At 65.3% G+C, this 14,389-nt stretch carries 14 protein-coding genes; 4 read left to right on the top strand and 10 right to left on the bottom strand.

Annotation, left to right across the window (positions count from 1 at the left end):
- Positions 1 to 5: 5 nt before the first annotated feature.
- From AC5Y21_RS08570 to AC5Y21_RS08530, 9 genes are all read right to left on the bottom strand, one after another.
- Positions 6 to 353 carry a metal-sulfur cluster assembly factor gene (locus tag AC5Y21_RS08570; protein WP_499911285.1) on the bottom strand — a complete coding sequence of 116 codons (348 nt, stop codon included), beginning with the start codon at positions 351 to 353 and terminating at the stop codon, positions 6 to 8.
- Complete coding sequence (gene sufU, locus AC5Y21_RS08565) at positions 350 to 841, bottom strand: Fe-S cluster assembly sulfur transfer protein SufU (protein WP_499911283.1); 492 nt, start codon at positions 839 to 841, stop codon at positions 350 to 352. The genes AC5Y21_RS08570 and sufU overlap by 4 nt, the downstream gene beginning before the upstream one ends.
- Before the next feature lie 5 nt (positions 842 to 846).
- Complete coding sequence (locus tag AC5Y21_RS08560) at positions 847 to 2,100, bottom strand: cysteine desulfurase (protein WP_499911281.1); 1,254 nt, start codon at positions 2,098 to 2,100, stop codon at positions 847 to 849.
- A gap of 2 nt (positions 2,101 to 2,102) precedes the next feature.
- Positions 2,103 to 2,939 (bottom strand): Fe-S cluster assembly ATPase SufC, encoded by an 837-nt coding sequence (sufC, locus tag AC5Y21_RS08555; protein WP_499911279.1) that lies wholly within the window; start codon positions 2,937 to 2,939, stop codon positions 2,103 to 2,105.
- On the bottom strand, positions 2,936 to 4,126 hold the full coding sequence (gene sufD / locus AC5Y21_RS08550) for a Fe-S cluster assembly protein SufD (protein ID WP_499911277.1): 1,191 nt from the start codon (positions 4,124 to 4,126) through the stop codon (positions 2,936 to 2,938). The genes sufC and sufD overlap by 4 nt, the downstream gene beginning before the upstream one ends.
- Positions 4,123 to 5,568 carry a Fe-S cluster assembly protein SufB gene (gene sufB, locus AC5Y21_RS08545; protein ID WP_499911275.1) on the bottom strand — a complete coding sequence of 482 codons (1,446 nt, stop codon included), beginning with the start codon at positions 5,566 to 5,568 and terminating at the stop codon, positions 4,123 to 4,125. The genes sufD and sufB overlap by 4 nt, the downstream gene beginning before the upstream one ends.
- A 57-nt stretch (positions 5,569 to 5,625) precedes the next feature.
- Positions 5,626 to 6,426, bottom strand: coding sequence for a helix-turn-helix transcriptional regulator (locus tag AC5Y21_RS08540; protein ID WP_499911368.1), 801 nt, complete (start codon positions 6,424 to 6,426; stop codon positions 5,626 to 5,628).
- A 121-nt stretch (positions 6,427 to 6,547) separates the two neighbouring features.
- A complete protein-coding gene (locus AC5Y21_RS08535; RefSeq protein WP_499911273.1) occupies positions 6,548 to 6,799 on the bottom strand; it encodes a hypothetical protein in 252 nt (83 codons plus the stop codon).
- A 227-nt stretch (positions 6,800 to 7,026) separates the two neighbouring features.
- Complete coding sequence (locus AC5Y21_RS08530; RefSeq protein ID WP_499911271.1) at positions 7,027 to 7,752, bottom strand: hypothetical protein; 726 nt, start codon at positions 7,750 to 7,752, stop codon at positions 7,027 to 7,029.
- A gap of 521 nt (positions 7,753 to 8,273) precedes the next feature.
- Between AC5Y21_RS08530 and AC5Y21_RS08525 the strand changes: the two genes are divergently transcribed.
- The 4 genes from AC5Y21_RS08525 to AC5Y21_RS08510 all read left to right on the top strand — a co-directional run bounded on the left by AC5Y21_RS08525 (position 8,274) and on the right by AC5Y21_RS08510 (position 12,896).
- Positions 8,274 to 9,287: a TolB-like translocation protein gene (locus AC5Y21_RS08525; RefSeq protein WP_499911269.1), complete on the top strand. Its 1,014-nt coding sequence runs from the start codon at positions 8,274 to 8,276 to the stop codon at positions 9,285 to 9,287.
- A 191-nt stretch (positions 9,288 to 9,478) separates the two neighbouring features.
- Positions 9,479 to 11,176, top strand: coding sequence for a polyprenol phosphomannose-dependent alpha 1,6 mannosyltransferase MptB (gene mptB, locus AC5Y21_RS08520; RefSeq protein ID WP_499911267.1), 1,698 nt, complete (start codon positions 9,479 to 9,481; stop codon positions 11,174 to 11,176).
- Complete coding sequence (locus AC5Y21_RS08515; RefSeq protein ID WP_499911266.1) at positions 11,173 to 12,126, top strand: ABC transporter ATP-binding protein; 954 nt, start codon at positions 11,173 to 11,175, stop codon at positions 12,124 to 12,126. The genes mptB and AC5Y21_RS08515 overlap by 4 nt, the downstream gene beginning before the upstream one ends.
- Positions 12,123 to 12,896 (top strand): ABC transporter permease, encoded by a 774-nt coding sequence (locus tag AC5Y21_RS08510; RefSeq protein ID WP_499911264.1) that lies wholly within the window; start codon positions 12,123 to 12,125, stop codon positions 12,894 to 12,896. Before AC5Y21_RS08515 ends, AC5Y21_RS08510 begins: the two co-directional genes overlap by 4 nt.
- Positions 12,897 to 12,958: 62 nt before the next feature.
- Here AC5Y21_RS08510 and AC5Y21_RS08505 read toward each other — a convergent pair whose 3' ends face one another.
- The gene (locus tag AC5Y21_RS08505; RefSeq protein WP_499911262.1) at positions 12,959 to 14,272 is read right to left on the bottom strand and encodes a cytochrome P450; all 1,314 of its coding nucleotides are present in this window, start codon (positions 14,270 to 14,272) and stop codon (positions 12,959 to 12,961) included.
- Positions 14,273 to 14,389: the final 117 nt, after the last annotated feature.

Below are 14,389 nucleotides of genomic sequence, written 5' to 3'. Positions count from 1 at the left end.
AGATCTCAGACGGTAAAACCGAGAGCGCGGAGCTGCTCGCGCCCGTCCTCGGTGATCTTGTCCGGTCCCCACGGCGGGTTCCAGACCCAGTTGATCCGCAAGTCGTTGACCAGGCCGCTGCCGACCAGCGCGCTGCGCGACTGGTCCTCGATGACATCGGTGAGCGGGCAGGCCGCCGACGTCAGCGTCATGTCGATCAGCGCGACCGTGCCTTCGTCGCTCTCTTCCAGGTCCATGCCGTAGACCAGTCCCAGGTCGACGACGTTGATCCCGAGCTCCGGGTCAACCACATCGCGCATGGCCTCTTCGACGTCGGCCAGCAATTCCTCGTCGGGTGCGGCGGTTTCGCTCACTTATGAACCTCCTCAATGGCCGCGCTGGCCTGACCCACTGCCTGGTTTGCCGCGCTGGCCTGGGCCAGCGCATCTTTAAACGCCATCCAGCCGAGCAACGCGCACTTCACCCGGGCCGGGTATTTGGCCACTCCTGCGAACGCTACTCCGTCGCCCAGGACTTCTTCGTCGCCCTGCACACTTCCGCGCGAGGACACCATCTCGGTGAACGCGCTGATGGTCTTCAGCGCCTCCGGCACGCTTTGCCCGATCACCTGCTCGGCGAGCACCGACGTCGCCGCCTGGCTGATCGAACAGCCCTGTCCGTCATAGGAGACGTCGGCGACGCTGGCGCCGTCGTCAGACAACGCGACCCGCAGCGTGACTTCGTCGCCGCATATTGGGTTGACGTGAAACACCTGGGCGCCGAACGGTTCCCGTAGCCCGCGATGCTGCGGATGCTTGTAGTGATCGAGAATCACGTCCTGATAGATCTGCTCTAAGCGCACGATGCTCACGCCCTGCCGAAGAAATCCACGGCCCGCCGCACGCCCGCCACCAAACGATCGACCTCATCGAGGGTGTTGTACACCGCGAACGACGCGCGCGCGGTGGCCGCCAGGCCGAACCTGCGATGCAACGGCAATGCGCAGTGATGCCCGACCCGCACGGCGACGCCGTCGTCGTCGAGCACCTGACCGACGTCGTGTGCATGCACGCCGTCGACGACGAACGACACCGGTGAGCCGCGGTTTTCCATCGCGGCCGGCCCGATGACGCGGACACCCTCGATCCCGGACAGACCCTGCAGCGCGGCGGTCACCAGCTCGCGTTCGTGGGCTTCGACAGCGTCCATGCCGATGGCGCCCAGATAGCGGGCTGCGGCGGCCAACCCGACGACCTGCGAGGTCATCGGGGTACCCGCCTCGAACCGCTGCGGGACCGGCGCGTAGGTGGAGGCTGCCATGGTCACGGTCTCGATCATGGAGCCGCCGGTAAGAAATGGGGGCATCGCGTCCAGCAGCTCGCGACGACCGTACAACACACCGATACCGTTGGGGCCCAGCATTTTGTGTCCGGAGAAGGCGGCGAAGTCGATGTCTAACGCGTGCAGGTCGACCGGCCGGTGCGGCACCGACTGGCAGGCGTCCAGGATGGTGAGAGCACCCACTTCTCGGGCACGCGAGACGAATTCGCCGACCGGCGCCAGTGCGCCGGTCACATTCGAATGATGGCTGAATGCAACGACTTTGACACGCTCGTCGAGTTGCAGCGAGTCGAGGTCGATGCGGCCTTCGTCGGACACGCCGTACCACCGCAAGGTGGCGCCGGTGCGCCGCGCCAGCTCCTGCCACGGGACGAGGTTGGCGTGGTGCTCGAGTTCGGTGGTGACGATCACGTCGCCGGGACCGACAGCGCGCTCGAAGCGGTTGTCCCCCAGCACATACGAGATCAGGTTGAGCGACTCGGTGGCGTTCTTGGTGAACACCAGCTCGTCGGTGTCGGCGCCGACGAAGGCCGCGATGTCGGCGCGCCCTTGCTCGTAGGCGTCGGTGGCCTCTTCCATCAGCTGGTGCGCGCCGCGGTGCACCCCGCCGTTGGAGGTGGTCAGGAACTCACGCTCGGCGTCCAGCACCTGCAGCGGCCGCTGCGACGTCGCGCCGGAATCCAGATACGCCAACTGGTTTCCACCCCGCATGACGCGCTTGAGGATCGGGAAATCCGCACGGATTGCCGCGAGATCTAGAGGAGTCACCGAGACAGCCATGGTTAGGCTCCGGTTGCCGCCGTCCGCGGCGATTGCAAGCGCGGCGAAGCCGGGCGTTGCGGGTCGCCGCCATCGGCCTGGGTAAAGCGCACGTATCCGCTCTGTTCGAGCTCGTCGGCCAGTTCCGAACCACCCGATTCGGCGATGCGCCCGCCGACGAACACGTGCACATATTCGGGGTGGATGTAGCGCAGGATGCGGGTGTAGTGCGTGATGAGCAGGATGCCACCGTGCTCGGCTTCGGCGTAGCGATTCACACCCTCGCTGACCACCCGCAATGCGTCGACGTCCAGGCCAGAGTCGGTCTCGTCGAGGATGGCGATCTTGGGTTTGAGCAGTTCCAGCTGCAGGATCTCGTGGCGCTTCTTCTCGCCACCCGAGAAACCCTCGTTGACGTTGCGCTCAGCAAAGGCAGGGTCGATATCGAGGGAGGCCATCGCGGTCTTGACCTCTTTCACCCAGTGCCGCAGCTTCGGGGGTTCGCCCCGGACGGCTGTGGCTGCCGAGCGCAGAAAGTTCGACACCGAGACGCCGGGCACCTCGACGGGGTACTGCATGGCCAGAAACAGTCCGGCCCGCGCGCGCTCGTCGATGCTCATGTCCAGGACGTCGGCACCGTCCAGGGTGATCGATCCCGAGGTGACCCGGTATTTGGGATGCCCTGCGATGGCATAGGACAGCGTGGACTTGCCGGAGCCGTTGGGGCCCATCAACGCGTGCGTCTCACCGGATTTCACGGTGAGGTCGACGCCGTTGAGGATGGGGATCTCGCGCTCGCCATCGGCGGCGCTGGGATTCTCCACGCTGACGTGCAGGTCTTTGATTTCCAGAGTCGTCATGAGGCTGTTGATCTCGATTCCGTGATTTCCAGTTCGTGTTCGATGGCTGCGGTCAGGCGTTCCCGGACCTCGGGCACCGCGATCTTGGAGATGATCTCGCCGAAAAAGCCACGCACCACCAGTCGGCGGGCCTGCTCTTCCGGAATGCCGCGGGAACGCAGGTAGAACAGTTGCTCGTCGTCGAAACGTCCGGTGGCACTGGCGTGTCCGGCGCCGACGATCTCGCCGGTCTCGATTTCCAGGTTGGGCACCGAGTCGGCACGGGCGCCGTCGGTGAGCACCAGGTTGCGGTTCACCTCGAAGGTGTCGGTTCCGGTGGCTTCCGCGCGGATCAGCACGTCGCCCACCCAGACGGTGTGTGCGTCGGGCAGATTCGACTCCGGATCCCCTTGCAGCGCACCTTTGTACAGCACGTTGGACCTGCAGTCGGGGTGAGCGTGGTCGACCAGCAGCCGCGACTCGAGGTGCTGCCCATCGTCGGCGAAGTACAGACCCAACAGCTCGGCGTCCCCACCGGTGCTGGAGAACCGCACGGTGGTGGTCGTTCGCACCACCTCGCCGCCCAGCGTGACGGTGACGTGCCGCAGCACCGCATCCTTGCCGAGCCTTGCGTGGTGCGCGCTGAGGTGGACGGTGTCGTCGTCCCAGTCGGCAATCCACACGACGGTCAGCCGGGCTGCGTCGTTGACGACGAATTCCAGGTTGTCGGCGTAGGTTCCGCCGCCGCTGTGGTCTATGACGACGACCGCCTCGCCGAGTTCCTCCACCCGAATCTGCAGATGCCCGTAGGCCACTGCTCCCCTGCCCGGTCCGGTGACGGTGATGTTCACCGGCTCGGCGACCTGCGTGTCACGCCCCACGGTGACCAGCGTCGCGGAGTTGAACGACGAAAACGCTTGAGCGGCAACCCGGTCAGCGGGAACGCCGCCCTGCCCCAGCCGTTCGTCACCGCGGCGGACGGTCTCGGTTTGCACGCCGGGCTGTTCGCTCACAGTGATGCGGGCGCTGCCGCTGGCCGGCGCTGAGCCGTCGTGCAGACCGCGCAACCGGCGCAGCGGGGTGAACCGCCAGATCTCGTCGCGGCCGTGCGGGACCTCGAATGCGTCGACGTCAAAGGAGGAGAACAGCTCTCCCTTATTCAGTGCGGCTAATGAGGATCCCTGGGCTGCTGCTGTTTCAGCGGTCATCCGACCGCGCCCTCCATCTGCAACTCGATCAGCCGGTTGAGCTCCAGCGCGTACTCCATGGGCAGTTCCTTGGCGATCGGCTCGACGAACCCACGCACCACCATCGCCATCGCCTCGTCTTCGGTCAGCCCGCGGCTCATCAGGTAGAACAGCTGGTTCTCGCTGACCTTGGACACAGTGGCCTCGTGGCCCATCGTGACGTCGTCTTCGCGGATGTCGACGTAGGGGTAGGTGTCGCTGCGGCTGATCGTATCGACCAGCAGCGCATCACATTTCACGCTCGACCTGGAGCCGTGCGCTCCCTTGTTCACCTGCACCAGGCCGCGGTAGGACGTGCGGCCGCCGCCGCGGGCCACCGACTTGGACACGATGTTGCTCGACGTGTTGGGTGCCAGGTGCAGCATCTTGGCGCCGGTGTCCTGGTGCTGGTCCTCGCCGGCGAAAGCCACCGACAGTACCTCGCCCTTGGCGTGCTCGCCGGTCATCCAGACCGCCGGGTACTTCATCGTCACCTTGGATCCGATGTTGCCGTCAACCCACTCCATCGTGGCGCCGGCCTCGGCCCGGGCGCGCTTGGTGACCAGGTTGTAGACGTTGTTCGACCAGTTCTGGATGGTCGTGTAACGGCAACGGCCACCCGGCTTTACGATGATTTCCACCACCGCCGAGTGCAGCGAGTCCGACTTGTAAACGGGCGCGGTACAGCCTTCGACGTAGTGAACATAAGCGTTCTCGTCGACGATGATCAGCGTTCGCTCGAACTGGCCCATGTTCTCGGTGTTGATCCGGAAGTAGGCCTGCAACGGAATGTCGACGTGCACGCCTGGTGGGACGTAAATAAAACTGCCACCACTCCAAACGGCTGTATTCAACGCAGAGAACTTATTGTCTCCTGCTGGAATAACCGTACCGAAATATTGCTGGAATATCTCTGGTTGCTCCCGCAAACCCGTATCAGTGTCGAGGAAGATGACCCCTTGAGCCTCTAGATCCTCTCTGATCTGGTGGTAAACAACTTCCGACTCATACTGAGCCGCTACTCCAGCAACTAATCTTTGCTTTTCTGCTTCGGGAATTCCTAATCTGTCATAGGTATTTTTAATGTCTTCTGGCAAATCATCCCAAGTCGCGGCCTGCTTTTCCGTGGACCGCACGAAGTACTTGATGTTGTCGAAGTCGATGCCCTCGAGGTTGGAGCCCCAGCCCGGCATCGGCTTGCGATCGAAGATGCGCAGCGCCTTGAGCCGGTTGTTCAGCATCCACTCCGGCTCGTTCTTCTTCGCCGATATGTCGCGGACAACGGCCTCGGACAGCCCGCGCTGCGCGCTGGCGCCCGCGACGTCGGAGTCCGCCCAGCCGTAGCCGTACCGGCCCAGCGAGGCGATGGCCTCTTCCTGGGTCAGCGGTGCGGCCGTCTTACTGGCCTCTGGCGTCAATGTCATAGGGACGCTCCTTTGATGCTCGTGTTGTGTTCGGCGCGGGCTGGGCGCCGTTTGGTGCTAGGTCTTGCCGGCCGTCGGTGTGAGCGGCACGTGGGTGGTGCAGGCGCAGTCGCCGTTGACGATCGTCGCCAACCGCTGCACGTGCGTTCCGAGCACCTCCGCCATTGCCTGCTGCTCGGCTTCGCACAATTCGGGAAATTCCTCCGCGACATGCGACACCGGGCAGTGGTGCTGGCAGATCTGCACGCCGTGGATCGGTCCACCAACCCGCGTGGTGGTGGCGACGTAGCCGGCCTTGGTCAGCGCGCCCGCGACCCGCTCGGAGGCCGCCTCGACGTCGGCGTCATCGGCGCTGCCGGCCGCCTCGACACCGGCCAGGATCGAGTCGATACGTCGCCGCGCGAACGTGCGAACGGCGTCCTCGCCACCGATCTCGCGCAGTTGCCGCATGGCTGCGGCCGCCAGGTCGTCGTAGGCGTGGTCGAGCTTGGCCCGCCCGGCCGCAGTCAGCCGGAACCGCTTGGCGGGCCGGCCCCGTCCCACCTGCTGCCATGCCGCGGCAGCCGCGGCCTCGGCGTCGCCGGCCTCGATCAGCGCGTCGAGATGGCGCCGCACGCCGGCGGCCGACAGCCCCAGCCGGTCACCGATCTCACCGGCGGTGATCGATCCGGATTCCACCAGCAATTGCACGATGGCCCGGCGGGTGTGACCATCCGTTCCCGCAGCAGCGGATGCAGGCACAGCAGCATCCAGCTCGGATCGGATTTTCACAACACCAGTGTGACGCAATTCCCGCGATCGGTCCAGGAAGGGTGCCCTCTGTGCGGGGTTGCGCTGGTCACATCGCTGGTGCGCCAATATCGATCCGCGCACGGTGATGGTCGACGAAGCCTCGATGGTCTGCACCCCCGACCTGCTGTGGTGCGCAGTGGTCGGGCTCACGAAGATCGTCCTGGTCGGCGCGGGTGGTGTTATTTCCTTAAGTCGCGCGTTTGACGGCGTCCAACGCGGTCTGGTTGGCGATTTCGCCACAGTTGCTGCCTGCCGGCGTGCTCAGATGAACTGTGACTATCGGGGTGGGGATGGGCATGCCGGGAGCACCGACTCCGACGGTGATCGGTTCGATGGCGAGGTTGGTTCTGGCGATAACGAAGCTGCTACAGCCAGTCTCGTTGGCGCCGGTGAAGTCGAAGAGCGTCACACCGTCCCGCTCGCTGCGGGTTAACGGCATGCCGGGGGTTTGACCGGCAATATCCGCAATTATCGCGTCGGACCATACGGCCAGACCGTATTTGACCACGGCCGACCGGACGTCCGGGCCGCTATCAGCCTGGGTGAGCCGCAGAATGCAGGCCCCAGGATGCCGCCAGGTTTCCGGCCACTGCGCCTACGGTGGGGGCTGCCTCCAGATGAAATCCACCGCGTGCAGGTCCGGTGCGGCGGCGCAGGGATCGCCGGTCAGGAACTTCGCCGCGACGCTGCGGCGCCCGGCATGCACGGGAACCCCTTTCTCGCGCACATTACGGCCATGTCACCGGCTAACGCCCCGGCGAGTGTGCATAACGAGGTGTCGTTCATATTCCACTCGCCGTTCGCGACGTCCATCGGAGTCACCTGGACCGCGGGGTCGCGCATCGACTTGGGCACACCCGCCAGAGCGGTCAGCGGCAGCGGCACCCGAAACGTGCATTTCCCCCACGTCGTTGACTTCATGACGCCGGGATGCGACGGATCCGGGCTAAACATGTCACTGCCGTACCTGTCGGGTTCTCCCGGATAGATGCGAAGCAGCAACCCGATCTTCGTGGCAGGAAAGGCGATTCCACAGGCATCGCCCCCGAGCGGAAAAAGGCGATCCCCGAGGTAAATTCCTGCGACGGCACTGTAGGTGTAGCTGTAGTCCTCGTGGTTGTGCAGCGCGGGGGGTGGGGCGTCGACGAAGCCGGGCGTTTGCTGGTCGACGAAACCGCAGGGGTCGATTTGGCGCAGCGCATACAGTTCGGTCAGATGATCCCGGTCGGCCTGCGTGACGGTCAGACCATAGGTATCCACCGTTGCCGGAAAGAAGACCTTCGACTGATCGGGCTTAGCCGGGCCGGCCGAGCTGGTCTTGGTTGCCGACGGAGCATGCGGCGCACCCTGGCAGGCCACCACGAGCACACCGCAGACAAGCAGAACCGACACACACCTTGTCAAACTTTGGACCCGACTTGCCATCACGGCTGAAGATAGCGCTACTACCACCACCTATACGACAGTCAGCACTAACTAACAGGAGCGTTGGCTTGGGTCCGCAGCTGGATGCTGCATAGCCGCGGGCACGGCTTTAGGTTGGTCGAATGGCTTGTGCCGCAACCGTATCATGCTTGCCTGCTGTCACCCATGTCGGCGGCCGACTCGAGCTAAGTATTTAATTGGCTCCGCTGACCATTCCCGTCATCGTGCGCTGGGGCCCTGATGCTATTTGCGAAGTTTTCCGCGTCGTCCGGTTGCGCCACAGACATTCCATCGATCTGGCTCCGAGATATTGATTAAGCGGGCTCGCAGGTGCTTCGCCGCCTTGGTCACCATTCTTATGCTGTCGGGCTGTCATGGCGGCGCGCGGGAAAATGCGTCGACCGACTCGTCGCACCCGGGGGGTGCGTTGCCGGCTTCGCAGGTTCCGCTGCCTGCGGGCGTGCCCGGGCTACCTGCCGGGGTGGGCGGTGGCATATCAGGACCGCGACGGGGTCAAAGTGCTCAGCGGCCGATCCGCTGCGTCTCAAGCGAGCTTCGGGACGGCGGACTCCGGGGCGCCGTCATTCACCGCAGACGGCAGGCACGTGTTCGTCAGTGCCGGTAAGCCAGGCTCGACGGCGGCCAACCACATCTTGGTCTTCGACATCGCTACCGGGGAGGTGCGCTCCGTTGCGTGCCCGAGTTCGGTGCCCGTGGCCGCCGGCGGCAGCATGCTTGTGTGGTGGGAGGATCCCGATCGGCTGATGGGTGTCGATTTGAACGATTCGGACCCGAAGCCGAAAACCCTTCGTACGGTCCAACTTCCGGCTCCGGCCAGCCCGTCCGGACCCGGGGGTGGGCAATCCCGGCGTCCCGGCGGCACCTCGGTACTCGGTGCCAACGCCGACACGGTGATTGTCGGCGCGCTGCCGACGGACATCCTCGCAACCGGCGGGCCCACCTACTTGTTCGCGGTGGGTAAAGATGGTGCGGTCCGGTCGGTGGGACCGGCTCAGTCGGACGGCCAGATCTCTCGGGTGTGGTTCAGCCCAGACGGAAAGCGTGTCGCCTACGTGAGCACAAGCCGCGTCAGCCCGAGTTCTCGATCGTCGTTTCCGGCGCTGATCGACACGTCGACATGGCAGACACAGGTCAGCCACATCCCGGAACCTACCGATCCCAACGAGGTGCCTGGGGTAGGCGGCCTGTGGTGGGACGGCGATGGCTCACTCGATGTCGTCTACGTCGGTACGAGAAGCGATTCGCCCGGCCCGAAAGCATCTCTCGTCACCGCACCGAACACCTGGACCCTTGCCGAGAACGCATGGACGCAAATCGGTTTCGGCGGAGAGCGGTGGCTTTACCACCTGACCCCTACCGCGGTCGTGACCCTGGGGGCAGATCCCGAAAATAGCGTCCTACTTCTGGAAAGTCAGGGCCGTCGCGGAGCGATTGCCCAAGGAGTCACCGCCGTAGCCGCCTTCCCCGCCGGAAGCACCTAAACCGTGCCGAACAACTCGCCATTGAACGCGGCCGGATTCGGCGTCACATCGACGTCTAGGCGAGAGCCAGTTTCCGCTTCGGCCGTAGCCACCGCAGGAAAACTCGACCCATGCCGCTCCACTCGATTGCCCTGCTCCTCAGCGGGGCCGTGTCCTGCGGCCCGCATCGTCGACAGGGCTACGCTGCTCTGATGGCAGCCCGCCAGCACACGCTGAGCTCGTCGATCGCCAGCCTGCATGGTGATGAGCAGGCGGTGGGCTCGCCGCTCAACGCTACCGAGCTAGCCGCAGTGCAACGCACCCGCCTGTTCGGCGCCACCGGCACCGTGCTGATGGCGATCGGCGCCCTCGGCGCCGGGGCCAGGCCCGTCGTGCAGGACCCTACTTTCGGGGTCCGGCTGCTCAACCTGCCGTCGCGCATCCAGACCGTGTCGCTGACGATGACGACGACCGGGGCGGTCATGATGGCGCTCGCCTGGTTAATGCTCGGCCGGTTCGCGTTGGGTGACCGGCGGATGTCACGCGGCGAACTGGACCGCACGCTGCTGTTGTGGACCCTTCCGCTGTTGATCGCGCCGCCGATGTACAGCAAAGACGTCTACTCCTACCTGGCGCAGAGCCAGATCTCGCTGGAGAGACTCGACCCCTACCGGGTGGGACCGGCGTCCGGACTGGGCCTCGGCCACGTTTTCACCCTCTCGGTGCCCAGCCTGTGGCGCGAGACTCCGGCGCCCTACGGCCCGTTGTTCTTGTGGATCGGGCGCGGAATCTCGGCGCTGACCGGTCAAAACATCGTCGCAGCGGTGCTGTGTCACCGAATCGTGGTGCTGATCGGCGTGGGACTGATTGTGTGGGCGGTCCCGCGGCTGGCGCGGCGCTGCGGCGTCGCCGAGGTCAGCGCGCTGTGGCTGGGCGCGGCCAATCCGCTGTTGATCATGCATCTGGTTGCCGGCATCCACAACGAGGCGCTGATGCTCGGGCTGATGCTGACCGGCGCGGAATTCGCGTTGCGCGGCATCGACGCCGCGCGGCTGATGCCCACGTCGTGGCGAATCGGCCCGGACTGGGAACCGTTGGGCATGCTGGTGGCCGGTTCGATCCTGATCGTGCTGTCGTCGCAAGTGAAGCTGCCGTCGCTGCTGGCGCTGGGTTTTGTCACGATGGCACTCGCCTACCGCTGCGGGGGGACCCTGAAAGCGCTGCTGGTGGCCGGCGGGGCCATGTCGGGGCTGGCTTTGGCGGTGATGGCCATCGTGGGGTGGGTCAGCGGCCTGGGGTTCGGCTGGATCTACACGCTGGGCACTGCCAACGTGGTGCGCAGCTGGATGTCGCCGCCGACCTTGCTGGCCCTGGGCACCGGGCAAGTGGGGATTCTGCTGGGCCTGGGTGATCACACCACCGCGGTGTTGTCGCTGACGCGTGCCATCGGCGTGCTGATCATCATGGTGCTGGTCTGCTGGCTGTTGCTGGCGGTCTTCCGCGGCCGGCTGCATCCGATCGGCGGGCTGGGCGTGGCGCTGGGCGTCACCGTGCTGCTGTTTCCGGTGGTGCAGCCCTGGTATCTGCTGTGGGCGATCATTCCGCTCGCCGCCTGGGCTACGCGCACCGGCTTCCGGCTGGCAGCCATCGTCGTCACCCTGGTGGTCGGCATCTTCGGCCCGACCGCCAACGGCGACCGCTTCGCGCTGTTCCAGATCGTCGACGCCACCGTGGCCAGCACCCTCATCGTCGTCATGCTCATCGCAGTGACGTACGGGCGTTTGCCGTGGCGACCACTCGAGCCCATCCGGGCCGCGAGCCTCGAACCCCAGCCGCAAGCGCGAACCACCGAGCCTGCCGAGACCCCTCGTTCCGAGTCGGCGCCCGACGCCTACGCTGATTCCACGTGACCTCGGCCCCCCAGAACCCCGACACGGTCGTTCGGCTGCGTGGGGTTAGCAAGCAATACGGGTCGGGCGCGTCGGTGTGCAAGGCCGTCTCCAACCTGGATCTCGAGGTGCACGCCGCCGAGGTGCTGGCCCTGCTGGGCCCCAATGGCGCCGGTAAGACGACGACGGTCGAGATGTGCGAAGGCTTCGTCCGTCCTGACGGCGGAACCATCGAGGTGCTCGGGCTCGACCCGATCACCGACAACGCCCGGCTGCGCCCGCGCATCGGCGTCATGTTGCAGGGCGGTGGCGGCTATCCGGCAGCGCGCGCCGGCGAAATGCTCAACCTGGTGGCCGCCTACTCCGCCGACCCGCTGGACCCGCAGTGGTTGCTGGACACCCTGGGCCTCACCGACGCCGCACGCACCACCTATCGACGGCTCTCCGGCGGGCAGCAGCAACGGCTCGCGCTGGCCTGCGCGCTGGTCGGGCGGCCCGAACTGGTGTTTCTCGACGAACCCACCGCGGGCATGGACGCGCATGCCCGGCTGTTGGTGTGGGAGTTGATCGACGCGCTGCGCCGCGACGGCGTGACCGTGCTGCTGACCACCCACCAGCTCAAGGAGGCCGAGGAGCTCGCCGACCGGCTGGTCATCATCGACAACGGCGTGACAGTCGCCGCGGGAACGCCCACCGAACTGATGCGCGCCGGCGCCAAGGATCAATTGCGGTTCAGCGCGCCGCCGCGGCTGGACCTGTCACTGTTGGCCTCCGCGCTGCCGGAGGACTACCAGGCCACCGAGCTGACGCCGGGCGAGTATCTGGTCGAAGGCCCAGTCGATCCGCAAATATTGGCGACGGTCACGGCGTGGTGCGCGCAAATCAACGTGCTGGCCACCGATATGCGGGTCGAGCAGCGCAGCCTGGAGGACGTGTTTCTGGATCTCACCGGACGGAGCTTGCGGCCATGACCGACGTGTTTCCGGCCGGCACCTTCACCCCGGACCCACGCCCCAACGCGGTTTCCCGGATGCTGACCGCGCAGTTCGGCCTGGAGTTGAAGCTGCTGTTGCGCAACGGCGAGCAATTGCTGCTGACGATGTTCATCCCGATCACGCTGCTGGTCGGGCTCACCCTGCTACCGCTGGGTTCGTTCGGCCCGCACCGCGCCGCGGTGTTCGTCCCCGCCATCATGGCGCTGGCCGTCATCTCCACCGCCTTCACCGGACAGGCCATCGCAGTCGCCTTCGATCGCCGCTACGGGGCGTTGAAGCGGCTCGGAGCGACGCCTCTGCCCGTCTGGGGAATCATCATCGGCAAGTCACTGGCCGTGGTCTTCACCGTCTTCTTGCAGGCAATCCTCTTGGGCGTGATCGGCTTTGCACTGGGTTGGCGTCCCGCTCTGGCAGCACTCGGGTTGGGTGCGGCGGTCATCGCGCTGGGCACGGCGGGATTCGCGGCGCTTGGCCTGTTGCTTGGCGGCACCTTGCGGGCCGAGATCGTCCTGGCGCTCGCCAACCTGTTGTGGTTCGTCTTCGCCGGATTCGGCGCGCTGACCCTCGAGACCAGCATGATCCCGCCGGCGGTCAAGTGGGCCGCGCGGCTCACTCCCTCGGGAGCACTGACCGAGGCGCTGTCGCAGGCCATGAGCCTGTCGGTGGACTGGTTCGGGTTCGCCGTGTTGGCGGTGTGGGGTGTGCTCGCCGCGTTGGCCGCGCGCCGCTGGTTCCGCTTCACGTGAGCGGCGTTTTCCCCGAGGAGCGTGGGTAGGCGCCGTCGGCTCACCGCTAAGTCGCCTGGCTTCTAGGCAGTGTTGACCCGTGCGGGTCCGAGGTTTACCGGTAGCTGTTTGACGCCGTGCAGCAGCGTGCTGTTGTTCAGGGTCGGTTCGCCGGCGAGGGCTAGGTCGGGGAAACGCTCAAACAGGGCTTGTAGGCCGATGCGAAGTTCCATGCGGGCCAGCGCTGCACCGAGGCAAGCGTGAATCCCGGTGCCAAAGCTGATGTGGTCGCGCGCATTGGCGCGGGTGATGTCGAATTCGTCGGGACGGTCGAACACGGCGGGATCTCGGTTGGCACCGCCGGCGAGAAGGAAGATCGCCGCACCTTCCGTCACGGTGTGGTCGTCGATCTGCAGCGTTTCGGTCGCCACCCTGGCCGTGATTTGAAAGACCGAGTCGTAGCGCAGCACTTCCTCGACCGCGTTGGGCCAGCCCTCGGGATCTGCTTGCAGGCGGGCCAGTTGGTGGGGATGAGCGACAAGTGCGACGACGGCGTTGCCGAAGGCGTGGATGGTGGTGATGGACCCGGCGCCCAGCAGCAGCCCCGCGAACATCTTGACTTCCTGGTCGGTCAGATCGCCATCCTGTAAGACAGCGGACAAGATGCTGGCGTCCGCGCCGTCGTGACGCAGCCGCCTGATATGCATCGCGATGTAGTCTTCGAACTCACCCAATGCCGCAGTGGCGGTATGGAATTCGCGCCACGACACCGCGGTACTGCTGATCAGTTTGGTGATCGGATCGGCTAGTCCATAAAGGTATGGGGTCTCGTGGCGGGGAATGCCCAGCATTTCGGCGATGACCTCGATGGGGATTCGCGAACCGTAGTCGGCAATGAGATCGCAGCAGGATCGCGTTTCCAGATTGTCGAGCAGGTAGTCGGCGATCTCCTGGATGCGATCGTGAAGTCTGTCGATCGCGCGCGGGGTGAATGCCCGCGATACCAGGCGCCGCAAGCGTGAATGCTCCGGTGGATCGACGACGAGCAGCGATGGCGGTTCAACAGGATTCATCACCCCTGGATCGGTTTTGGCGAACAGCCACGAGATGAGACGAAACTGTGACCGGTCCTGCGGCTTAACGGTCCGGAACCTGCTATCACGAAACACGTCGCGAACGATGTGTGCGTCAGCGGTGACCCACCCGCCGCCAACTACCGGTGAGATACGCCCCCGCTGGCGTATCTGCTCGACGAGCTGACACACGTTCTCAGGATGGCTGCTGTCGATCACCAATCGAGCAAACGGATCACCCCAGCGCGCGAGCAACTTCAGTGTCGCGCGGGGAATTCCATATCCCATCAGCCAATGCGACCGTTCCTTAATGCCCGCTTTCATGCCACCTTCGCCCTGTCTGACGGTTACCGACGAGGCTAGTAGGCGACGCAACCAAACTGACGAGGACACGACCCACAGCCCCCTCCTACTACGCGGCGTAGTCGTCGTTACGATCGG

The sequence above is a fragment of the Mycobacterium sp. NGS41 genome (genome assembly GCF_059812725.1).
Note: the sequence above shows the minus strand (reverse complement) of the source record. Positions and strands in the feature narration are given on the sequence as shown.